The organism is Massilia sp. BSC265 (genome assembly GCF_000740675.1).
GTDB lineage: Bacteria > Pseudomonadota > Gammaproteobacteria > Burkholderiales > Burkholderiaceae_D > Telluria.
This window is the reverse complement of record NZ_JPXI01000027.1, coordinates 22,802-44,101: the sequence shown is the minus strand read 5'-3', so window position 1 is coordinate 44,101 and position 21,300 is coordinate 22,802. Positions and strand designations below refer to the sequence as shown.

15 protein-coding genes are annotated in these 21,300 nt (G+C 66.3%); 4 read left to right on the top strand and 11 right to left on the bottom strand.

Going from position 1 to position 21,300, the window contains the following annotated elements; translation table 11 throughout:
* The 5 genes from MA09_RS07070 to MA09_RS07050 all read right to left on the bottom strand — a co-directional run.
* A partial coding sequence (locus MA09_RS07070; protein ID WP_036246504.1) for a DEAD/DEAH box helicase family protein occupies positions 1 to 1,906 on the bottom strand: 1,906 nt, incomplete at its 3' end.
* 85 nt (positions 1,907 to 1,991) lie between these two features.
* Positions 1,992 to 2,507 carry a YgjV family protein gene (locus tag MA09_RS07065; protein ID WP_036246502.1) on the bottom strand — a complete coding sequence of 172 codons (516 nt, stop codon included), beginning with the start codon at positions 2,505 to 2,507 and terminating at the stop codon, positions 1,992 to 1,994.
* Positions 2,508 to 2,614: 107 nt separating this feature from the next.
* Positions 2,615 to 2,824 (bottom strand): DUF2945 domain-containing protein, encoded by a 210-nt coding sequence (locus tag MA09_RS07060; RefSeq protein ID WP_036246500.1) that lies wholly within the window; start codon positions 2,822 to 2,824, stop codon positions 2,615 to 2,617.
* A 141-nt stretch (positions 2,825 to 2,965) separates the two neighbouring features.
* Positions 2,966 to 3,928: a MerR family transcriptional regulator gene (locus MA09_RS07055; protein ID WP_229440591.1), complete on the bottom strand. Its 963-nt coding sequence runs from the start codon at positions 3,926 to 3,928 to the stop codon at positions 2,966 to 2,968.
* Between the two features lie 143 nt (positions 3,929 to 4,071).
* Positions 4,072 to 4,617, bottom strand: a complete 546-nt coding sequence (locus MA09_RS07050) for a DUF2058 domain-containing protein (RefSeq protein ID WP_036246498.1) — start codon at positions 4,615 to 4,617, stop codon at positions 4,072 to 4,074.
* Between the two features lie 269 nt (positions 4,618 to 4,886).
* Here MA09_RS07050 and MA09_RS07045 point away from each other — a divergent pair, with 269 nt between their 5' ends.
* Positions 4,887 to 5,801: a helix-turn-helix domain-containing protein gene (locus tag MA09_RS07045; RefSeq protein WP_036246495.1), complete on the top strand. Its 915-nt coding sequence runs from the start codon at positions 4,887 to 4,889 to the stop codon at positions 5,799 to 5,801.
* On the opposite strand, the gene MA09_RS07040 is transcribed toward MA09_RS07045, so the two are convergent.
* The 4 genes from MA09_RS07040 to MA09_RS07025 all read right to left on the bottom strand — a co-directional run bounded on the left by MA09_RS07040 (position 5,788) and on the right by MA09_RS07025 (position 13,890).
* Positions 5,788 to 7,083: an MFS transporter gene (locus MA09_RS07040; protein WP_051933238.1), complete on the bottom strand. Its 1,296-nt coding sequence runs from the start codon at positions 7,081 to 7,083 to the stop codon at positions 5,788 to 5,790. The genes MA09_RS07045 and MA09_RS07040 overlap by 14 nt on opposite strands.
* Positions 7,080 to 9,545 (bottom strand): family 20 glycosylhydrolase, encoded by a 2,466-nt coding sequence (locus MA09_RS07035; RefSeq protein ID WP_036246494.1) that lies wholly within the window; start codon positions 9,543 to 9,545, stop codon positions 7,080 to 7,082. Before MA09_RS07035 ends, MA09_RS07040 begins: the two co-directional genes overlap by 4 nt.
* Positions 9,546 to 9,599: 54 nt before the next feature.
* Positions 9,600 to 12,239, bottom strand: a complete 2,640-nt coding sequence (locus MA09_RS07030; protein WP_051933236.1) for a TonB-dependent receptor — start codon at positions 12,237 to 12,239, stop codon at positions 9,600 to 9,602.
* Between the two features lie 277 nt (positions 12,240 to 12,516).
* Positions 12,517 to 13,890, bottom strand: coding sequence for an HD-GYP domain-containing protein (locus MA09_RS07025; RefSeq protein ID WP_081897458.1), 1,374 nt, complete (start codon positions 13,888 to 13,890; stop codon positions 12,517 to 12,519).
* 233 nt (positions 13,891 to 14,123) lie between these two features.
* On the opposite strand from MA09_RS07025, the gene MA09_RS07020 reads away from it, so the two are divergent.
* Both MA09_RS07020 and MA09_RS25510 read left to right on the top strand, forming a co-directional pair.
* Positions 14,124 to 15,725 (top strand): FAD-dependent oxidoreductase, encoded by a 1,602-nt coding sequence (locus MA09_RS07020; protein WP_036246492.1) that lies wholly within the window; start codon positions 14,124 to 14,126, stop codon positions 15,723 to 15,725.
* A 258-nt stretch (positions 15,726 to 15,983) separates the two neighbouring features.
* A complete protein-coding gene (locus MA09_RS25510) occupies positions 15,984 to 17,612 on the top strand; it encodes a methyl-accepting chemotaxis protein (RefSeq protein WP_051933235.1) in 1,629 nt (542 codons plus the stop codon).
* A gap of 94 nt (positions 17,613 to 17,706) precedes the next feature.
* Here MA09_RS25510 and MA09_RS24815 read toward each other — a convergent pair whose 3' ends face one another.
* Both MA09_RS24815 and MA09_RS07005 read right to left on the bottom strand, forming a co-directional pair.
* Positions 17,707 to 18,735 (bottom strand): hypothetical protein, encoded by a 1,029-nt coding sequence (locus MA09_RS24815; RefSeq protein WP_161783202.1) that lies wholly within the window; start codon positions 18,733 to 18,735, stop codon positions 17,707 to 17,709.
* A gap of 132 nt (positions 18,736 to 18,867) precedes the next feature.
* Positions 18,868 to 20,043, bottom strand: coding sequence for a serine hydrolase (locus MA09_RS07005; protein WP_051933233.1), 1,176 nt, complete (start codon positions 20,041 to 20,043; stop codon positions 18,868 to 18,870).
* Positions 20,044 to 20,280: 237 nt separating this feature from the next.
* Between MA09_RS07005 and MA09_RS07000 the strand changes: the two genes are divergently transcribed.
* Positions 20,281 to 21,267, top strand: a complete 987-nt coding sequence (locus MA09_RS07000) for an LLM class flavin-dependent oxidoreductase (RefSeq protein WP_036246490.1) — start codon at positions 20,281 to 20,283, stop codon at positions 21,265 to 21,267.
* Positions 21,268 to 21,300 lie beyond the last annotated feature (33 nt).

The following is a 21,300-nucleotide window of genomic DNA, read 5'->3' as shown; positions in this document are numbered from 1 at the left end:
CCAATACGCAACCCTCACCACGGGCCAGCTTGCGCGGAGCGGCCATACGTTCCTCGCGGCTCGATTGTCCGGTAACGCACAGGGCGGGCAAGCCAGCACGAACGAATTGCCCTGTCATGAAACGTGCGTGATCAACGCTTACACAGAAAGCGATAGCCCGGCTCTCACGCGGATTTGCGCACAAGCGGTGCCATTCATTCACGATCAAGCGGGCGCGAATATGATTTCCGGTGAAGAGGCCATCCAGCGCCTTTTGTTCATCGGCCCGGTTCCATGGAACTTCCTTCAGGTCCGTTTCATCATCACAGGCAAAATACTCAAACGGTGCCAACAGTTGCAAGTCGAGCGCATGCCATAATCGCATCTCCACTGCCGGGCTACCGTCAGGACGGCAGTCGAAATACTTGAGAATGGGCCTGCCGTCGCTGCGTTCCGGCGTCGCAGTCAGCCCCAATAGAATCTGGGCTTGGATGCGGGTCGCTACCTCGTCAAAGCTGGCAGCAGCCATGCGATGGCACTCGTCGAATACGACTGTATGCCAATAGCCTTCGCCATAACGACCGAGCAGATCCTGAGACTGCAGACTGTCGATCGTCACGAACAGGTGGTCTGGGCTGTCGAGCTGGATACCGCCCGCCAGCAGCTGACCAAACCCGGGGTCCCTGAGCACTTCACGGAAAGTGCGTATTGCCTGCTGCAAGATCTCAAGCCGGTGTGCGATGAATAAAAGACGTGGGCGACCGCCATTCTGGGCGCAGGTCCGCTGGTAATCAAATGCTGCGATCACGGTCTTGCCGGTGCCGGTTGCTGCTACGACCAGGTTGCGCTTGCGCCCATGCTCACGCTCGGCTTGCAGCTGCTCCAGCATCTCGCGCTGGTAGTTCTTTGGCTGCAAATCGAAAAAGCTCAGCACTTGTGGTGCAGCGTCGTCCCTATACGTGCCACGCTCACGTGAAATGGCTTGATCGAGGGCGGCACGGTGACCCTCGTTGTCAGGGTGATACGGGAAAAACTCGCTGTCATGCCACAGGGTCTCAAAATGCGCGCGGGCCTGCGTGTACATATCGGCCTGGCCGCGCTCGGTAAATTTAGCCGTCCACTCCAATCCACCGGCCAAGGCCGCCTGAGTCAGGTTGGCACTGCCAACGTACGCCGTACCAAACCCGCTGTCGCGTTCAAAAATCCAGGCTTTCGCATGCAGCCGCGTGCGTCGTCCGTCCAGCGACACGCGTACTTCGCAACCAGGCAGGCGTGCCAACTCATCGAGTGCCTGCGCTTCGGTAGCGCCAATATACGTTGTGGTAAGTACCCGCAACCGTGTTGTGGACTGTCCCTTGCCGCCGGTGGCGGTAATGCTCTGCAGGATGTCCCGGATCTTGCGCATGCCCGAGACAGTGATGAAACTCATCAAGATATCCACGCGATCGCTGCTACTCAATTCGTGCCGCAATTCACTCAGCAACGAAGGCGACGATTTTGATGCGGCAAACAGCCAGGGTGTCGTTACGCCAATATCAGGCATGACAGGCGCCGGGCGTTCGCGATGGATAGATGTCAGGTGTCGCGCAGGGCTGGTCAGCAGGCGAATGCTGTCGGCATGGTCCCGTTCCGGATAGCGCTGGTCTAGCTGAGCACGCAGGCTTACCAGCAATCCATTGATGAGCTCAAGCTGCGCATTGACACGTGCATGACGCCCCTCCTGCTCGTCGTCTTCGCCAGTTTCTCTCGGTATGTCTTGCAAAATCTTGCCAAGTTGCTCGGACAACGCATCGATCAACTTCTGCGGCGCTGCCTGAACACCAAGATCACTGAGCGTCAGCTGGTCCGCCCGATACTGTCCAATTTGTTCCGATAGCTCATCAGTGAGCAACAGGTCATAAAGGCCATTGGGCAGCAAGTTTGCCATCGTAGAGCTTCTAGGGAAAAAGAAACTCAAGTATATCTTGCACAGAGGACCACATTGCCTCGGCGCTTAACGGTGCCTCAGCTGCTCAGGAGGCTGGTACACCTCGGGCGTCGCGCATCATGCGCCGGATCGTCACGACATTCACCGCCGCGATCACCACCTCCAGCGCGGTGCCGCCGACCGAGCCGGCGATGATGTTGTTGATGATCCAGAGCACGGTCCCGCACAGCATCGCCACGCGCATCCGCACCCCTTCCAGCAGGAACAGCGCCAGCGTACCGATGCAGGAAGCGCCCAGCGGCAGCCAGTCGCTGGCGCGCGTGGCCAGGGTCAGCCCGAGCGCGAGGTTGGCGGCGACGACGAGGAAGGCCACCCATTTGGAGCGCGTGTACAGCGAGAGCACCGAGCGCAGCAGCGACATGGTCGAACTGGCGACCGCGGTCGGCCTGCCGAGCAGCGCGAAATGGATGATGTAGGCGAGGCACTCGGCCGCCATGAAAATCTTGAAGCGGCGGTCATCCTTCTGCAGGAAGGAACCGACGCCGAGGACGAAGGCAGCGTAGCCGACGTACTGCGCCGGAGAGAACCAATCGATTGTCATCAAGCAGGAAGGTGGAGCACCGCGGGGCACCGCCGGGTGCCATGGACCGGGTCAAAAGAGAAGGATTATAGCCGCCCCATCCATTTCATCCGGGCGCTGCCCGGACGTCACGCCTTCTTGAGCGCGTCCGCCTTGTGCGCCGCTTCGGCGCCGGTCTTGTCACTGACGACCAGGTATTCGGGATGGTCGCGCGAGGCGGCGACGTGGTGTCCCTCGATCTCGGTGGGGGACGTCAGTTTTTTCTTGACCGTGCCGTGCACCGTACCTTGCGACGATTGCCATTGCACCTTGTCGCCGGCTTTGAAAGTGTCTGCCATGCTGGGCTCCTTCGGAGAAAAGGCCAGGCTTGTCCCGACACTGTACCGCGCCGGGATAGGCTTGAACCGGGATCCGTATTGGAACACGGATCACTGCCCTCCTCCACACCTTACCGCGACGACCGTTCCAGATAGGTTGGCTCAGGCGGGCTTGCCCGGCAAGGGCAGGCCTTCCGCCAGCGCCAGCCTTTCCATCGCCGCTTCCAGCACCATGCGGGCACGGCCCGAGGCGAGCTCGAGCTCGCGGTGCAGGCGTGCATCTTCCTGGTTGCGCGAGGCGCACTGCGCGCTGTAGCGCTCGAAGCTGCCGACCATCATCAGGATGTCCGACAGGTGGCGCGGGCATTCGCAGGACAGGCGGTTGCCGGCGGCCGTGATGGCGGCCAGCGCCTGCTCGTCGAAGCGGCGCGGGGCCACCGGCTCCGCGGCCGGTTCGGGCGCGGGCAGGCCCTGCCCCGCCAGGGCCGAACGGCACAGCAGTACCAGTTCGCCGATCTCGGCCGGCACGCGCGCCACCAGGCAGCCCTGGGCACGCAGCGCGCGGATGGTGGCGCTGCCGCAGAAGCGGTACAGCACCACGGTCGTGGCGGGACGCGTCATGTCGCGCGCCGCCACCACCTGGGCCACGGCGGCTTCGTCGAGTTCCGAGGCTTCGATCAACAGCACGTCCAGCGCCGTGCCGTCCGCCAGCGAAGCCACCTGGTCCAGCCGGGCGCAGTGGCGCTGGACCTGCAGCGCGCGTCCGTCGCGGCCGCTGGCGGCGATGCGGCGCACCAGGCTGTCGCCGACCACCAGCACGCGCATCGGTCCGCTGACATCGGCGGCACGCGCCGCGTTCGGCGCGATCATCTCTTCCAGCCGCTCGACCGGTAACCCGGTCAGCACACCGATCGGGTGTCCCAGGTCAACCAGCTGCTTCAGCAGGCCGAGGCGCCGCACCTGCTCGGCCGTGTAGAGGCGCTGGCCGTGGGCCGAGCGCTGGGTTTCCGACAAGGCATAACGTCGTTCCCAGACGCGCAGCGTCTCCACCGGCAAACCCGCCAGCCGTGCGGCGACGCCGCTACGGTAGGTGACTTCGCGGCTTTCGCCCCGCTCTTGATCCATTCTGTCGTTCATTTGACCCGCCCCTGAACCAGTTCATCCAAGACATTCCCGCGACATTTGCGAGACATTGTGAGTGTAACTCAGAATCGTCAAATATAGCTGTTCAGTATCGTTTCAGGCACTGGCCGCAGGGCAGGATCTGCTTACCAGGTGAAGTCGTCCGGAATCTTGAAGTCGGCGTAGGGATCGTCCGCATCGGCGTCAAGCGTGGACTGCTTGACCTGGATGACGCTGGCCGGGTCGCGCTCGGCGATCTTCTCACCGATCACCTTCGGCACCAGCTCATAATTCCCTTTCAGGAACACAATCACCAGCCGGCCCGCGACCAGGTGCTGCTGCACCTGTTCGGACACGTAGATGCGCTCGATCTTGGTACCGTGCGTGAAGTTGTAGGCGATGTCGCCCTTTCCGCTCTTGGCCCGCGGCTGGCGGTTCTGCTCCACCAACTGGGCGATCTGGGCCTTCACTGCCTTTTCGGCGGCGGCAGCGTCGCGCTGGGCATTCAATTCGCGCGCCCGCTCGGCATTCTTGCGCTGCATTTCCAGCGCAGCCTCGCGCGCTTCGTTGACCGACTCGGCACCGGTGCGGCGTTCGATCTTTTTCTGCTTGCTCTTGTCCTGGTTGACCTTCTGGACCTTCTTCTTGTCCACCAGGCCGGCTTTCAGCAACTGCTCCTGCAGCGAGACCATCGTTCTGCTCCTTCGTACTTGCATGGGCCGGGCGGCACGGCGCCGCCCGGCGAAGCCGCTAGCATAGCAAACCGCGCAGGCAAAGGAAGACCAGCTCGCACGCACATCCCATGCCTATGCGCCAGGCAGGTATTGCCGAGTCGTGCAGTGCGTTGCGCGGACAGCACATATTTCGCCACGACATCAGGTTTGGCCGCATAATCGCTGTAATAACAGCAAGCTCGTCACGCGATGTCCTGTCGTTTCCTTCCGCCGCTGCTCCCTGCATCATGACCGCTAAGGAAGCATCGCGCACGTCCCGCATCTCGCGCCTGTATGAAGTCATGGACCTGATGCTCGACTCGGTCGGCGAACCGCTCGCCCTCGACGGCCTGGCGGCGTCGGCCAGCTATTCCAGCTATCACTTCGACCGCATCTTCCGCGAACTGACCGGCTTTTCGGCCGTGGAATACCAGCGCAAGCGGCGCCTGCGCCGCGCCGCCCACCAGTTGCGCCACGAACCCGACGTGCCGATCGTGCGCATCGCCCAGGATTGCGGCTTCCCCTCGAACGCCGCCTTCGCCAAGGCCTTCAAGCAGCAATTCTCGATGTCGGCCAAGGCCTGGCGGGAAGGCGGCTGGCGCGCCTACATGGACCAGCAGGTCGGGCGCGAGAGCGACGTCAGCTTCTTTGTCGCCGAGCCGTCCAACCTGGACGTGATCCTGGCTCCCTACAGCCCGCCCGAACCGGGCAGCATCGCCGCCCGCATCGAAGTGCGCAGCCTGCCGGCCGTGAGCTTGCGCTACCAGCGCTTCTTCGGCCAGTCCGGCGCCGCGCTCTCGATCGCCTGCAATACCTTCATCTGCGAACGCGAACGCCTGGACGGCATCGCCCACGGCGCACCCTGGTACGGCGTCTTTGACGAGGATCCCGGCTTCACCGGCGAGAGCGAGTACTGCTACGACTTCGGCCACACCGGCGCCGCCTCCGACCAGGCCCTGGGCATGCGCGTGCTGCCGGCAGGCACCTATGCCTGCCTGGATTTCCGCCACGAGTGGCCGCGCTTTCGCTCGATGTACGAGGACTGGCTCGACAAGCAGTCGGTGTGGCGCTTCGACAGCACGCGTCCGCACATCCAGCAGGTCGCCCGCGATTGCGACAGCAAGTGGCGCGGCCTGCTGGCGCTGCCGATCAAGAAGCGCTAGCGCTTTCCCGCCAGACGAAGCGGCTCAGCACCAGCACCGGCAGCGCCGCCACCAGCACCCACAGGAAGAAAGCCTGGTAGCCCAGCGCCGCCTGGATGTCGCCGCTGATCATCTTGAACAGCACGAAGCCGAGCTGCATGAAGCCGGTGCCGAGGGCATAGTGCGCGGTCTGGTAGGGGCCGCTGGCGACCACCTGCATGATGAACAGGATCACGCCCACGAAGCCGAAGCCATAGCCGAACATTTCAACACCCAGGCCGGCCGCAATGACGCCGAGCGATTCGGGCTGCGCCACGCCCAGGCCCCAGAACACGGCGTTCGGCAGGTTCATGGCGACAATCAGGAAAGGCATGGCGCGTTTGAGCCCGAGGGCGGCGGTGAAGTAACCGCCGGCGATGCTGCCCGCCAGGAAGGCGATGGTGCCGGCCGTCCCGTACACGGCTCCCACCTGCGCCGTGCTCAAGCCCAGGCCGCCGACTGCGCGTGCGTCGCGCAGGAACAGCGGTCCGATGGTCTGGATCTGTCCTTCCCCTGCGCGGAACAGGATGATGAACAGGATCGCCATCCAGATGCCGGGCTTGGCGAAAAAGGCGCGGATCACGTCGATCAGTGTGGCAGCCACGCCGCACGCCCCGCCCTGCGGCCGCGCGCTTGCCGGCGTCTCGGGCAGCGCCCACAGGTGGTACAGGCCGAGGCCCGCCATCAGTGCGCCGAGCAGGCCAAACACCGTGGCCCAGGCCGGCCCCGGCCCCATGCGGTCCTCGAGGAAACCGGCCAGCATCACCAGGCCGCCCATCGACAGGAACTTGGCGGCGTTGAAGAAGGCGCCCTGCCAGCCGGCGTAGGCAGCCTGCTGGCGCTCGCTCAGGCTGGAGATATAGATGCCGTCGGCGCAGATGTCGTGGGTGCTCGATGCCAGTGCCACGATCGCGAACAGCACGAGCGATGCCGTGAACCAGCCCGGCAGCTGCAGGGCCAGGGCCATCGCGGCCATGGCCAAGCCGCCCGCCAGCTGGAAGCACACGACCACGCCGCGCTTGCTGCGGGCCAGTTCCAGGAAGGGGCTCCACAAGGCCTTGAATACCCAGGCCAGGCCGAGCAGGCCGGTCCAGCGGGCGATCTGCTCGTTGGGCACGCCCATCGATTTGTACATCAGGCCCGCCACCAGTGCCACCGCGTAGAACGGCAGACCCTGCGCCAGGTACAGGGTCGGCACCCAGGCCAGAGGATGGCGGGTTGCGGCGCCAGGGGCGGCCTTGATGAGGTCGTTCATCGCTGTCATGGCTGTTCCACGTTCAGGGTCACAATGCGGCTGGCACGGCCGCGGGTATCGAGGCTGGCGAGCTTTGCTTCGCGTACTCCGTCTACCGGCACGGGCGCATCGTAGCGCGGGCTGTGCACCGAGGGTTCCAGCCCATCCAGAGTGTAATGCACGGCCAGGCCAGGCAGGGCGACATTCACATGCAGCCAGCCCTCGCGCAGCACCGCGCCGGGCGGCGGCAGGCGGTAGTCCCAGGGGCGGGGCGCGCGGTCGAGGCGTGGCAGTTCGCGCCGGCCGAGGCGGTTGGCGAACTCGTTCCAGTCGCGCAGCGCCGCGCCGGCGCGCTGCTGCGGGTCGGGGATGTCCTGCCAGCCGGGGTCCGGCGCCCAGGCCCGCTCGCTCAGGGCGATCAGGCGCGGCAGCGCCAGGTACTCGAGGCGCGCCCGCGAGCGCGCGTTCTCGCCCCACAGCTGGCCCTGCAGGCCGGCGATGCGGTTCCTCCCCGCGCCGTCGAGGGCCTGCAGCGTGCCACCCTCCAGCGTACGCCCCATCGGATCGACGGAGGGGATCGCTCCCACGTCCAGCGGACAGAAGCCGAAGGCATTGCGGGCACCCACGAAGCCGGCCCAGTAATAGCCCGGTTCCTGCGGGTGCTTGGCATAGGCCAGGTCGAAGTACAGGTTGGCGGCGTTCGACAGCACCACGTCGTAACCGGCATTGGCCAGGCGGAAGGCGCAGTCTTCCTGCCCCGAGCCCCAGGCATTGTTCCAGACGTAGACGTGGAAGTCGGGTCCGGCAAAGCGCGGGTTCGGCAGCAGGCGCTCGCCTTCGCGGACCAGGGCGGTCTCGTCCCAACCGGCGAATTCCACCCCATGGCGCGCCAGGATCGCCCGGCAGCGTTCCAGGAAGTCGTCGTGCAGCTGCTGCACGCTGCTCCATCCGCGTTCTGCCATCAGGGCGCGGCAGCGCGGGGAGCCGAGCCAGGCCCCCGGGGGCACTTCGTCGCCGCCGGTGTGGATCACGCGCAGCGGCACGCCCGCTTCGCGGTACAGCATGCAGACTTCGCCCACCACGGTGTCGATGAAACGGTCTACCGAGGACAGCGCGATGCAGATCACGTTGTCGTGCCACAGCTGCACCGATTCGTAGCTCGACGTGTCGTCCGGGTCGCTCAGCAGGTAGGCTTCGGCCCCTTCCCTGTCGCCGGCTGCCAGCAGGCGTAGGTAGCGTGCGCGCATCGCGGTCACGGCGGCGCGCGCATGCCCCGGCATGTTGAATTCCGGGATGACCTCGATGTGGCGCGCATGGGCGTGGCGCAGGATGGTGATGAACTCCGAGGCCGTATAAAAGCCGCTGCCGGCGGAAGCATCGATGTCCGCGCCCGAACCGAAGGAAGGCGGCAGGCACGGGCTGCCGTCGAGGGACACCCCGCGACGCGCCCCGACCGCGGTCAGCTCCGGCAGCGCGCCGATCGCGAGGCGCCAGCCTTCGTCGTCGGTCAGGTGGAAGTGAAAGCGGTTCAGCTTGTAGCTGGCCATGCAGTCGAGCAGGCGCAGGACCGTGCCGACGCCGGCGAAGTGACGGGCGACGTCGAGCATCATGCCGCGGTAGGCGAAGCGCGGCGCATCCACGACCCGGCCGGCCGGCAGCTCGCCCTGCGGCGACAGCAGCTGGGCCAGGCTCTGGATGCCGTTGAAGACGCCGTGCGGGCTGGCGCCGCGGATGCGTACCCGGCCGGGCGCGATATCGAGCAGGTAAGCCTCCATGCCCGTCATGCCTTCGACCTCGCCGATCTCGAGCCTGACTGCGGCGGAGCCGTCGGACGCCGTGCCGGGCAAACCGGCCAGCATGGAGGCCAGCAGCGACGCCTCGTTCCACAAGGCCGGCTCGTAGCTGAGCGGCGCGTGGCGCGACAGCAGGCAGCTGCGGCCATCGAAACGGGCGGACTGCGGGCGTGGGGTGATGCGGCCCACCTGGCTGTCCGGCAGCAGGTGGAGCGACGCGTTCTGCTCGAAGCGCCAGGCCGCGTCGGCGGTCGGCAGCAGGTCGCCGCGCATGCGGTGGCGCTGCTCGGGACGCGCGAAAGGAGCGATCTCCGGGTCGCCCAGATCGCAAGGGGCGCCGCCTTCGGCCGGCAGCAGGTAGAAGCCGAGCGGCGCGTCGGTGATGCTGATCGCCCAGTGCAAAGCCTCGTACTCCACCGTATGCGTCTCGCCCGGCAGCCAGGCGCTTGCGCCCGGCATGGTCAGGCGGAACAGATCGCCGTTGACGTGTTCGACTGCATAGCCGGGACTGACGCTGGAGGCGATGACCTTGCGGCAAGTGTTGAAGCACAGCGCCCAGCCGGGCGCGATGGCCTCAAGCGAATCGTTGCGCAGCGTGAGGCGTGCGCTGAACGCGTCGTCGCGCGTGTAGTTGCTCAGGCATTCCCAGGCGATGGCGATCGCCGGTCCGCCTGGCCTGCGGTCCGTGTTCGGGATCATGTATGTGTTCCGCTGCTGGGGAAGGACGGGCACCGCCCTCCCCTTGGGTGAAGCTTACAACTTGCCGCGCAAGCCGATGTAGAAGGTCCGGCCATTCGAGTAGAACGCACGCGGGCGGTCCTCGTTTTCGGCGTACATCTTGATCGTCTCGTTGGTCAGGTTCAGCGCGTCGAAGGTCAGGGTCAGCTGCTCGGTGAGCTTGACGTTGAGCGAGGCCGCCAGCGAAGGCTGGCTGTCCACGTGCTGGCTGGCGCCGCGGTCCACCCCGGCCTTGTACTTCGACCGGTAATTGTAGGCCAGGCGCGCCGAGAAGCGCTCGTTCTCGAAGTAGCCGGTGAGGTTCCAGGTGTTTTTTGAAGAGTTGAGCAGCTCGCCGCCGTCGTCCAGCTTGCCGTCGGCATGGGTGTAGTTGACCAGGGTGCCGAAGTTGTTCCACAGCGGCTGCTGCCAGCTCACTTCGATACCCTTGTTGCTGCCGGTGGTGTTGTAGGGCGAGGTGATCTGGTACACCGTCTGGGTCCCGCGCTTGTTGTTGTAATACGTGCCGGTCGAGGTGCCCTGGGCCACGATGGAGCGGAAGTCCATGTAGAAGAAGCCGGCCGACAAGAGCGCCTTGGGCGCGTAGTACCACTCCACGCCGACGTCGAAGTTGGTGGCGCGCACCGGGTCGAGGTTGACGTTGCCGCCACTGCCGCTCAGGGCGTCGTCGTTGAGCGAGACCGAGCCGCCCAGCGCGCTGTAGTCCGGACGGGCGATGGTCTTGGCCAGCGCCGTGCGCACTACCAGCGAGGGCGACACTTCGTACTTCAGGTTGGCGCTCGGCAGGTAGTCGCGGTAGCTACGCTTGAAGGTGGTCGGGGTGTAGGGGCCGAAGGCGGATCCGGTAATCGGGTTGGGGCCGCCCGGCAGGTTGACGACCGTGGTCTGGCGCGTCTCGATGGCGCGCAGGCCGACGTTGCCGCTCCAGTTGTCGCCGCCGAAGTCCGCCATCGCATACAGGGCGAAGGTCTTCTCGCCGACCTGGAATTCGTCCATCCAGTTGTGCCGCAGGGTGTAGTCGAGCAGGCGGTTGCCCGGGGCGGCGCCCCACACGCCGAGCGCGGCGCCGTCGTACTTGAAGTAATTCGAGGACAGGTTGCCGCCCAGGTTGCTGGCGAAATCGCGCGGGTACATCTGGCCGCTCCATGCCGGACCGGGCGCCGTGAAGCCGTTCGGACCCGGACGGGTTTCGAGCGGGTGCTCGGCGGTGCGGTGGTGGTCGGTCCAGCGCGCGCCGAAGCGGACTGCCTGCACGCTGGGGTGCTGCAGGCGCCATTCGCCGTCCACCTGCGCGTATTTTTCCTGGTCGACCGACTGCGCCTCGCCGCCGCCGGCCCAGGCAGTGCTGCCGGGCGACGTGGTGTTCCCGCCCGGGTAGCTGACCGACGCCGGCGCCAGGCCGTTCAGGGCATAGACCATGCCGCCGTCGACGTTGTTCTGGTAGAAGACGTCGTCGCGGTCCCAGCCCACGCCGTGGGTCTTGCCGACCTTGCCGGAGAGGGTCAACCGCTCGCTGACGCGGGTCTTGCCGTTCAGGTCGAGATACCAGGATTCGCCGCCGGCGTCCGGGCGGTAGATGTTGTCGACCTCGCCCGCGTTGCGGATGAAGGCGGCGCCCACCAGGGTGCCATTGCGGACAACCGGGTTTTGCGGAATCAGGTTCAGGCTGTTGATCGAGTTGGCCGGCGCCGCCAGCCAGTTGGTGTTCAGGTGCGGGGCGTCCAGCTTGGAATAGAAGCCGTTCAGGTCGATGCTGGTGCCGCGCTGCGGGCGGAACTCGATGTCGAAGGCGCCGCCCTGGCGCTTCTTGGTCTGCTCGAACAGGCTGGCGCCGATGAAGGTCGGCAGCACCACGCCGACCAGCGACGGATCGGCGAGGGCGGCCGCGCTGGTCGGGCTGATCGGGGTATAGCCGAGGATCTCCTGGCCGTCGCGGCGCACGGTGGCTTTTTCGGAGAAGCCCTGCAGCAGCACGCCGAAGGTGTTGGCGGGATTCTTCCAGCTCACCAGGGCCGACAGGTGCGGCTCGGCCTTGTCGGACAGGTCGTTGTAGTTGGCCTGGATCGAGCCTTCCACCGTCAAGGGGTTGCGGAAGTCGAGCGGGCGGCGGGTGATGACGTTGATGGCGCCGGAGACGCCGCCCTCGACCAGGTCGGCGGTCGGGCTCTTCTGCACCACGATCGAGCCCACCAGTTCGGAGGGCAGCAGCGAGAAGCTGCTGGAGCGGCCGACGTTGCCGCCGATCTGGTTCAGCAGGAACCAGTCGCCGGTGCTGATCGCGTGGCCGTTGAACAGGGTCTGCTGCAGGCTCGGGCTGGTGCCGCGCAGGCTGACGCGGTCGTTCTCGCCGAAGCCGCCTTCGCCGCCGGCCGAGGACTGGGTGTTCACGCCCGGCAGGCGCTGGATGGCGTCGGCCACGTTCTTGTCCGGCATCTTGCCGATGTCCTCAGCGGTGACCACCTCGACCACGGCATCGGCATTGCGCTTCTGGCGCAGCGACTGTTCGAGGGCGGCGCGCACGCCGGTCACCACCACGGTCTGGGGCTCGACGGGTTCCTGCGCTGCCACCTGTGCGGACATGCCCATCACAAACACCGAGACGCCCGTTGCGATTGCGGTGCGCCTGACCTGCTTCCCTGCCATCATCTTATTCATGTTCTCTCCAAAACTGAATGGTGATTCCGCGACCGCCGGAACCGCGTCTCTTGTTCACATCGGCCTTCCGGTCTGCTGCCGTGGACGTTCGGGCGTCTCTCGTGTGGAAGGCATTGTGGAGGGAAGTGTCAGGCGATGTTTGTCAAATCTTGCTATGCCAAACAGATTCATGAAGCGGACATATGGGCGTGCTAGCGCACGCCCTGGCCACCAAACAGGAGGGATTTAGAAGAACAGCCTATAGAACCATATTCTTCTATAAGCAATGCTAATAGTTCTATAGAGGGAAAGGCGTGCGCGCGATGGCGCTCTTCAGGGCGGCAAAGCAGGCCGGATCGAGCGCGCTGCCGACCGTCTTCTCCATCATGCCGAGCGCCTGCTCCAGCGGGATCGCACCGCGGTAGGGCCGCTCCGCCGTAATGGCATCGAAGATGTCGGCGGTGGTGATGATGCGGGTCTCGAGGGAGATCGCCTCTTCCTTCAGGCCGCGCGGATAGCCGGTACCGTCCAGGCGCTCGTGGTGGGCGCCGGCGATCGCCGCCAGTTCGGCGAAGGCGTTGATGCGGCCCAGGATGGTCTCGGTAAATGCGGCATGCTGGCGCACCGCCGCCCATTCGTCGCGGTCGAGCGCGCCGGCCTTGTCCAGCACGCTGTTGCTGACGCCCAGCTTGCCGACATCGTGCAGCAGCGCGCCGCGCCTGAGCCAGCGCCGGCGCTGCGCGCTCAATCCCAGCGCCTCGCCGATCATGTCGGTGTACAGCGCCACCCGGGCACTATGGCCGCTCGTATAGGGGCTCTTGGCGTCCACGACCTGGCCGAAAGCTGTCGCAATGTCGTCCAGGTAGTCGTCGTCGAGCACCACTTCCCGCCCGGCCGGCTCGAGCGCGAACACGGCCCGGTCGACATCCTTTGATGCCAGCACGCGCCAGAACCCGGGATCGGCCGCAATCTCTTCGAAGACACGCACCAGGCGCGGGTCGAACCAGCTGCCGGCGCGCCTGCGCACCTCGACCAGCGCGCTGTCGCGACCCGCGGCCGTGTGGAACACGTCGACCACCTGGGCCAGCAGCGCGATGCGCGCGTACACGGGAATCGCCTCGCCCGCCAGCCGGTCCGGCTTGCCCTTGCCGTCGAAATGCTCGTCAAGTGAGTAAATGCCGCAGGAGACGGCGGTTGGGAAGCGCAGCAGGCGCGCGATCTCGGCGCCGCGCTGGCAGCGGGTGGCGATCAGTTCCCGGGCGATCGCGGGACCGTCGCGCAGGATCGTCATCACGCTGCGGAAGCGCTCGGCCAGGCCCGCCTTCAGTCCGGTGTGGCTCAACACGAAGGACAGCACCTGGGGCAGGCTGTCGCCCACAAGCTTGAAGTCGCGCTTGAAGCCCAGGTCATCGGTCAGGTAGAGCTCGCAAATGCGCGCCGCATTGCTGCTGCAGCCGAGGTCCTTCAGCAGCAGGGTGTAATACAGCTCCCACAGCTGTTCATCGGGCAGGCCGGCCGCGCGGCCGATGTGCATCCCGATCCAGCACGCGCGCACGCAATGGCCGGCCGGCTGGCCCTCGGTGATGTCGAGCGCATAGCTCAGCGCACCGATGAGTTCGGACAATTTCATGGCGCTCGGGGCGCGTACCTGCGGCGGGATGGTCAAATCCATGTTCGGGCTCCGGATGCGCAATTCTTTTAGGCAATTGAAGTTGATTCTACGCCACGTAGACGCCTTTGCAATGGGAAATTGACGGTTTTGCTGAAGACGCGGCGACAATGCCACAGACCTGCGGCGGCATCGTGCTCCGGCCTTTTGCACGGCACAGTAGACTGTCCCCAGATTGATGGACGCGCGCCGCCGTTATCCCTTCCTGCGGCGCCCCTGCTCAGAAAGGATGCGACATGACTGCTTCCACCAACGGCACTTCGGTATCGGTCTGGCTCGACACCGCCGAAGTCCCCGCCTACCCTCCCCTGTCCGGCGACCTCGATACCGAGGTCTGCGTGATCGGCGCCGGCATCGCCGGCCTTACCACCGCCTACCTGCTTGCCAAGGAGGGCCACAGCGTCGCGGTGATCGACGCCCTCGGCATCGGCGCCGGCGAGACCGGGCGCACCACCGCACACCTGTTCCCGCCGGACGAGTGGTACACCTTCATCGAAGACAAGTTCGGCGCCGACAGCGCGCGCCTGGTGGCGGACAGCTACGCGCGCGCCATCGACCTGGTCGAATCGATCTCGAATGAGATCAACGTCAAGGAGAACATCGACTGCGAATTCGAGCGCCTCGACGGCTACCTGTTCGCCTTGCCCGGCAACGGCTTCCAGGATCTGGAGAAGGAATACCAGAGCGCCAGGCGCGCCGGCGTGGCGGTGGAATTCCTGCCCGGCGTACCCGGCCTGTCCTTCGACAGCGGCCCCGCCGTGCGCTATGCGAACCAGGCCCAGTTCCATCCGCTCAAATACCTGGCCGGCCTGGCGCGTGCCATCGAGCGCCTCGGTGGCCGGATCTTCTGCGCTACCCACGCGCACCGCGTGCGCGGCAACCAGGAGCAGCAGACCGTCTCCACCGACCGCGGCGAGATTCGCGCCCGCCACGTGGTGCTCGCCACGCACACCCCCTTCAACGACCGCGTCGTGATGCACACCAAGCAGGCCGGCTACCGCACCTACGTGGTCGGCATGCAGGTGCCGCGCGGGACGGTGCCGCGCATCCTGCTGTGGGACACCGGCGACCCCTATTACTACATCCGGCTCGAGACCCCGGACCCTACCTTGGACCACGATATCCTGGTGGTCGGCGGCGCCGACCACAAGACCGGCCAGGACGACCATCCCGAGCACCGCTACGACGAGATCGAGCGCTGGACCCGCGAGCGCTTCCCGATGGCGCAGGCAGTCGCCTACCGCTGGTCGGGCGAGGTGATGGAGCCGTCCGACGGCCTGGCCTACCTCGGCCGCAACCCGATGGACGACGACAACGTCTACCTGATCACAGGCGACTCCGGCAACGGCATGACCCATTGCACCATCGGCGCCATGCTCGTCACCGACCTGATCGGCGGCCGCGACAACCCCTGGACCGCGCTCTACGACCCTTCGCGCAAACCCGTGCACGGCCTCGCCGATTTCGCGCACGAGCAGGCCAACGTCATGGCGCGCTATGGCGAATGGCTGACCGGCGGCGACGTCGACTCGGTCCAGGAAATTCCTGCCGGCGAAGGCGCGGTGGTGCGCGACGGGCTGCGCAAGATCGCAGTCTACCGCGACGCCCAGGGCGGTCTGCATGCGGTGTCGGCCAAGTGCACCCACCTCGGTTGCGCCGTGCACTGGAACTCGGCCGAGCGCTCGTGGGACTGTCCCTGCCACGCCTCGCGCTTCGACATCGAGGGCAAGGTGCTGCACGGTCCGGCGCCCGAGCCCCTGGAAAAGGTCGAACTGGCCGACCAAACTCCGCCGCCGCGCTCGCCCCGCACCGGCTCACGCGGCCGCAGCGTGCGCTGACAACAAGCACCGCGCGCCCGGCTGACTCCCGGCTTGGAAAAAGTAACCGGGAGTCGTTAACGCCTCGCTAATCAAGCTTGATGTCCCGCTAACGAAATGTTGTATATTTCACGCATCTTTGATGTTTTTGTGACAAAAAGGTGGAAATGCGTGGACATTCCGCACAGAAACAACATACTCGTCAATACGAATCGGCCATCCAGAGCCGACGTGTGTGTACGCCTGTGCGTGTTTTGTTGAATAGCGACGAGAAATCCCATGAAGCTCGAGAAGATGAAGATCCGCAGTCTGCTGGCTCTTGGTTTTGGCGCCGTGCTGGTCTTGATGCTGGCCCTGACCGCCGTGACGCTCTACACGATGCATACTGCGAACGAGATGACGCACGCGTTGACCCGCGACGGCATCCGCAAGTCGAACCTGCTGCAGGAATGGAAGTCCGTCATCGAGGTCAACGCAGCGCGCACCATCGCTGTCGCCAAGGCTACCGACCCGGCCACCGAGCAATTCTTCCTCGACGCCGTCAACAAGGCATCGGAACGCGCCAACGGGCTGCAGAAAGAAGTGCAGGAAGCGATGGCCAATGACCCGGAAGGCAAGCGCCTGTTCGAGCGCATCGTCGCCAGCCGGGAAGCCTACCGCAAGGCGCGCGCCGAAGCCTTCAAACAAAAGAAGGACGGCCAGCTGGAATCGGCCGCGCGCTTTTTCGAGACCGACATGATGCCGAAGGTGAACGACTACGTGGGCAGCCTGGAGGCCATGGTCAACTACCAGAAACGCGCCGTCGCCACCCAGGCCGAGGCGATCGACGCTTATGTCGCAGCCAGCCGTACGCTGCAGCTCGGCCTGAGCGTGGCGGCCCTCGCCACCGGCATCGCCTTTGCCTGGCTGATCATGCGCGCGGTCACCGCGCCGCTGCAGCGGGCGCTGGGCGTTGCCCAGCTCGTGGCGCGTGGCGACCTGTCCGGCCACATCGAGGCCGATGCACGCAACGAAACCGGCCAGCTGATGGCAGCGCTGAAGGACATGCGCGATAGCCTGCGCCGCATCGTCGGCGAAGTCCGGCGCGGCACCGACACCATCGCCAGCGCCGCGCACCAGATCTCGGGCGGCAACCTGGAACTGTCCTCACGCACCGAGCAGCAGGCCAGCTCGCTGGAAGAAACAGCAGCGTCGATGGAGGAACTGACCTCGACCGTGCGCCAGAATGCGGACAATGCGCAGCAGGCCAACATGCTGGCGCGCGCGGCATCGAGCAGCGCGGCGCGCGGCGGCGAGACCGTGGGCGAGGTGGTGCGCACCATGGCCGACATCAGCAGCGCCTCGCAACAGATCGGCGACATCGTCGGCGTGATCGACGGCATCGCCTTCCAGACCAATATCCTGGCGCTGAACGCGGCGGTGGAAGCCGCACGCGCCGGCGAGCAGGGCCGCGGCTTCGCGGTGGTGGCCGCGGAAGTGCGCGCATTGGCGCAGCGCTCGGCCACTGCGGCCAAGGAGATCAAGATCCTGATTGCCAATTCGGCCGGCAAGGTCGAGGAAGGCAGCCGCCTGGTGGCCCAGGCCGGCGCCACCATGGAAGAGATCGTGGCGGGCATCGCCGGCGTCTCGACGATCATGGCCGAGATCGCGTCAGCCAGCGGCGAGCAGTCGCTCGGCATCGAGCAGGTCAACCAGGCCGTGACGCAGATGGACCAGGTGACGCAGGAGAATGCGGCGCTGGTCGAGGAAGCGGCAGCAGCATCGGACGCGCTGCGCGAACAGGCGCAAGCCTTGTCGCAACTGGTGGCCACCTTCCGCCTCGACGAGCGCGAAGCCGCAGCGGCGCCGGCGACCAAGGCATCGGCGGCGCGCCGCATCGCAGGAGCAAAGCCGGCACTGGCCGCCTGACGGCCGGAGGCGTAAACGACGACACCAGCCCGGAGGCTGGTGCCGCGTGCGGCCGCACGGGCCGCATGGAGGCAGTTCCGTGGAACCGCGCGGATCAGTAGCCGCGGCCGGTGGTGCCGCCGCCGGTGCCGCCGCTGGTGGTGCTGGAACCGGTGGTACCGCCGGTGGTACCACCGGTGGTGCCGCCGGTGCTGCCCGAACCGGTGGTGCCGCTGCCCATTGAACCGCTGGTGGTGCCGCTGGTGCCCATCGAGCTGCCCGAACCCGACGAACCGCCGGTGCCCATCGAACCGCTCGAACCCGACGAACCGCTGGTGCCCATCGAACCGCTCGAACCCGACGAACCGCCGGTGCCCATCGAACCGCTCGAACCCGACGAACCGCCGGTGCCCATCGAGCCGCTCGAACCCGACGAACCGCCGGTGCCCATCGAGCCGCTCGAACCCGACGAACCGCCGGTGCCCATCGAGCCGCTCGAACCCGACGAACCGCCGGTGCCCATCGAGCCGCTCGAACCCGCCGAGCCGCCGGTGCCGATCGAGCCGCTCGAACCCGACGAGCCGCTTGTGCCCATCGAGCCGCTCGAACCCGACGAACCGCTGGTGCCCATCGAACCGCTCGAATCCGACGAACCGCCGGTGCCCATCGAGCCGCTCGAACCCGACAAACCGCTGGTCGAGCCACGGGTTTCCGGCTCGCTCGAACGGCCGGTACTGGTGCGGCCCGCTTCGACGCCCGAGCTCGAACCGCTCCAACCGCTGGTGCCCGACGCGCCGCTCTGGCCCGCGCCGCTCATGCTGCCCGACGCGCCGCTCTGGCCCTCGTTCATGCTGCTCGAGCTGCTGGTGCCCATCGCGCCGCTGCTGCCCGAGGAACCGCTGGTGCTCGTGCCCTCGTGGCCCTTCTTGGAACGCTTGTGGCTCGCGCTGTCGCTGGTCGCGCCTGCCGCCGAGCTGCCGCTGCTCTGGTCGCTCATGCTGCCACTCTGGCTGCTGGCGCTGGTGCCCGATCCGGTGGAGCCCTGGGCGCTGCCCGACGACTGTGCGTGCACGGTGGTGGCGCCGAACATGGCGGCAGCAACGGAAGCGCCCAGCAGGCCTTTCAGTAGCTTATTCAGTTTCATGGTCGATCTCCTCAATTTGTCTTCGGGGCTGAAATGCTCAACAATATCAATAAGATATTGAATTCAGGATTCCGAGTTTAGAGAGGCCGATTGGCGGGAGGCGCACGGTAGCCGCCCGGAAAACACCGGGCGTTACTTGACTGCGGCGGCTGCCGGGGGGGCCGCCGCTTGCGCCCCGACCTGCGCGGTGACACCGGCTGCCCGTGCCGACAGCGTGCCGAGCTCGGCGTACAGTGCCAGCACATTGCTCTTGTCGTCCGGATAGACGCGGTTCGACAGGAGCACATAGAAAGTCCGCGACTGCGGATCGACCCACAGGATGCACCCGGTAAAGCCGGTATGTCCATATGATCCGACCGGAAACACGGTGCCGCGCGGGCGCTGCGCATAGGGCGAGTCGATGTCCATGCCCATGCCGCGCAGGGCCAGGCCGGCTGGCGACTGCACGGTGGTCAGCAGGCGCACGCTCTCAGGGCTCAACACGCGCACGCCATCGAGCTCGCCACCGCCGAGCAACATGCGGCCGAAGCGCGCCACGTCGCGCGCAGTGGAGAACACGCCGGCGGAACCGCCCACGCCCCCCATGCGCCGCACGGTCGGGTCGTGCACGGCGCCCTGCAACAGCTGGCCCGGCCCCAGGTCGCCATGCAGGGCGGCATCTGCCGTGCCGTCGCCGCGCCGGGTCGGCGCGATGCGCGCAGCCGCCATGCGCTGCAAGGGAAGGTAGCCGGTGTCGCGCATGGCGAGCGGCGCAAAGATGCGCTGCTGCGCGAAGCGGTCCAGCGGCATGCCGGCCACGCGCTCGACCAGCTGGCCGAGCAGGACATAGTTGATGTCCGAATAGCGGAACAAGCTGCCCGGCGCATGGGTCACCGCCTGGGTGCAGGCCAGCAGGTGCGCCGCGTCCTTGCCCTCCCACGCCGGCTTGGCGGGCAGGCCTGCCGGCAACCCGGAAGAATGGGTCAGCAGCTGGCGCACCGTGATCGTTTCCTTGCCACCGTTGGCGCACTCCGGGAAGTAGCGCACCAGCGGCGCTTCGAGGTCGAGCTTCCCTTCCTCGGCCAGCAGCAGCACCGAGGGCGCCGTCGACAGCACCTTGCTCAGCGAGGCCGCATCGAACACGGTATCGGGGGTGACGGGGGTGGCCCCCTCCTCGTAAGTGGTGCGGCCGTAGGCTTTCTCGTAGACCGCGCCGTCGCGCTCCAGGTGGAACACGGCCCCAGGCAGCCTGCGCGCGGCGATGCTGCCCTGGATGGCGCGGTCGATCTCCGCCAGCCGTGCGGCGTCCAGCCGTGCTTCAGCGCGCATGCTGCTTCCCTGCCCCGGCAGCTGTGCGCAGCCCGTGCCCAGCAGGGCGATGCAGAGGGCGCTGAGGAGGGTCGTGCGGCGGCATGGCGAAGTCGGGAATCTGGACATGGACGTGTCAACGGTGGATTGGTCTTTCCGCCCGATCATAAGGATGGGCCGGCCATGGGTCAATCTTTACGTCATGCAAGTTTGTAGCAGCCGCGCACGCCAAAATTAACATCGGCGTATGATCAATGGATGATTCCATTTTCGATCCTCGACCTTTCGCCCATCGTTGAAGGCAGCGATGCGGCAACTTCTTTCCACCGTTCCTTAGACCTTGCCCAGCACGGCGAGCGCTGGGGCTACGGGCGTTTCTGGCTGGCCGAACACCACGGCATGCCGGGCATTGCCAGCGCGGCTACCGCCGTGCTGATCGGCCATGTGGCGGCCGGCACCCGCACGATCCGCGTCGGCGCCGGCGGCATCATGCTGCCGAATCACTCGCCGCTGGTGATCGCCGAGCAGTTCGGCACGCTCGAATCGCTGTACCCGGGGCGCATCGACCTCGGCCTGGGCCGCGCGCCCGGTTCGGACCACACCACCGCGCGCGCCCTGCGCCGCAACCTGGCCTCGGATGCCGACGAGTTCCCGCAGGACGTCGTCGAGCTGATGGACTACTTCGCCGATTCGCCGCGCCGTCAGGTACGCGCAGTGCCGGGCGCCGGCCTGGACGTGCCCATCTGGATCCTCGGATCCAGCCTGTTCGGCGCCCAGCTGGCGGCGGCGCTCGGCCTGCCGTACGCGTTCGCCTCGCACTTCGCGCCGCAGATGATGATGCAGGCGATCGAGCTCTACCGCTCGACCTTCCGGCCTTCGAGGCAGCTCGACAAGCCCTATGTCATGCTCGGCTTTAACGTATTCGCGGCGGAAACCGATGAGGAGGCGCAGTTGCTGGCGACCTCGATGCAGCAGGCTTTCGTCAACCTGCGCACCGGCCGCCCGAGCAAGCTGCAGCCGCCCGTGCCGGGCTACCTGGAGAGCCTGGGAACAGCCGAGCGCATGATGTTGGAGAGCGTGCTGTCCTGCAGCGCGATCGGCTCCCCGGCCACGGTGGAAAGCCAGCTGCGCAGCTTCATCGCGCGCACGAAACCCGACGAGCTGATGATCACCTCGCAGGTCTTCGACCACGCGGCGCGCCTGCGTGCCTACGAGATTACCGCCGAGATCAAGCGCAAGGGCTGAGGCTACAAACCCGTAGGGTGGGCGGCTATACCC

What these genes read in the sequence shown, in the direction of transcription:
- MA09_RS07065 (WP_036246502.1), bottom strand. Translation starts at nt 2,507, where the DNA reads ATGACAATCGATTGGTTCTCTCCGGCGCAGTACGTCGGCTACGCTGCC.
- MA09_RS07060 (WP_036246500.1), bottom strand. Translation starts at nt 2,824, where the DNA reads ATGGCAGACACTTTCAAAGCCGGCGACAAGGTGCAATGGCAATCGTCG.
- MA09_RS07055 (WP_229440591.1), bottom strand. Translation starts at nt 3,928, where the DNA reads ATGGATCAAGAGCGGGGCGAAAGCCGCGAAGTCACCTACCGTAGCGGC.
- MA09_RS07050 (WP_036246498.1), bottom strand. Translation starts at nt 4,617, where the DNA reads ATGGTCTCGCTGCAGGAGCAGTTGCTGAAAGCCGGCCTGGTGGACAAG.
- MA09_RS07045 (WP_036246495.1), top strand. Translation starts at nt 4,887, where the DNA reads ATGACCGCTAAGGAAGCATCGCGCACGTCCCGCATCTCGCGCCTGTAT.
- MA09_RS07040 (WP_051933238.1), bottom strand. Translation starts at nt 7,083, where the DNA reads ATGACAGCGATGAACGACCTCATCAAGGCCGCCCCTGGCGCCGCAACC.
- MA09_RS07035 (WP_036246494.1), bottom strand. Translation starts at nt 9,545, where the DNA reads ATGATCCCGAACACGGACCGCAGGCCAGGCGGACCGGCGATCGCCATC.
- MA09_RS07030 (WP_051933236.1), bottom strand. Translation starts at nt 12,239, where the DNA reads ATGAATAAGATGATGGCAGGGAAGCAGGTCAGGCGCACCGCAATCGCA.
- MA09_RS07025 (WP_081897458.1), bottom strand. Translation starts at nt 13,890, where the DNA reads ATGGATTTGACCATCCCGCCGCAGGTACGCGCCCCGAGCGCCATGAAA.
- MA09_RS07020 (WP_036246492.1), top strand. Translation starts at nt 14,124, where the DNA reads ATGACTGCTTCCACCAACGGCACTTCGGTATCGGTCTGGCTCGACACC.
- MA09_RS25510 (WP_051933235.1), top strand. Translation starts at nt 15,984, where the DNA reads ATGAAGCTCGAGAAGATGAAGATCCGCAGTCTGCTGGCTCTTGGTTTT.
- MA09_RS24815 (WP_161783202.1), bottom strand. Translation starts at nt 18,735, where the DNA reads ATGAAACTGAATAAGCTACTGAAAGGCCTGCTGGGCGCTTCCGTTGCT.
- MA09_RS07005 (WP_051933233.1), bottom strand. Translation starts at nt 20,043, where the DNA reads ATGCGCGCTGAAGCACGGCTGGACGCCGCACGGCTGGCGGAGATCGAC.
- MA09_RS07000 (WP_036246490.1), top strand. Translation starts at nt 20,281, where the DNA reads ATGATTCCATTTTCGATCCTCGACCTTTCGCCCATCGTTGAAGGCAGC.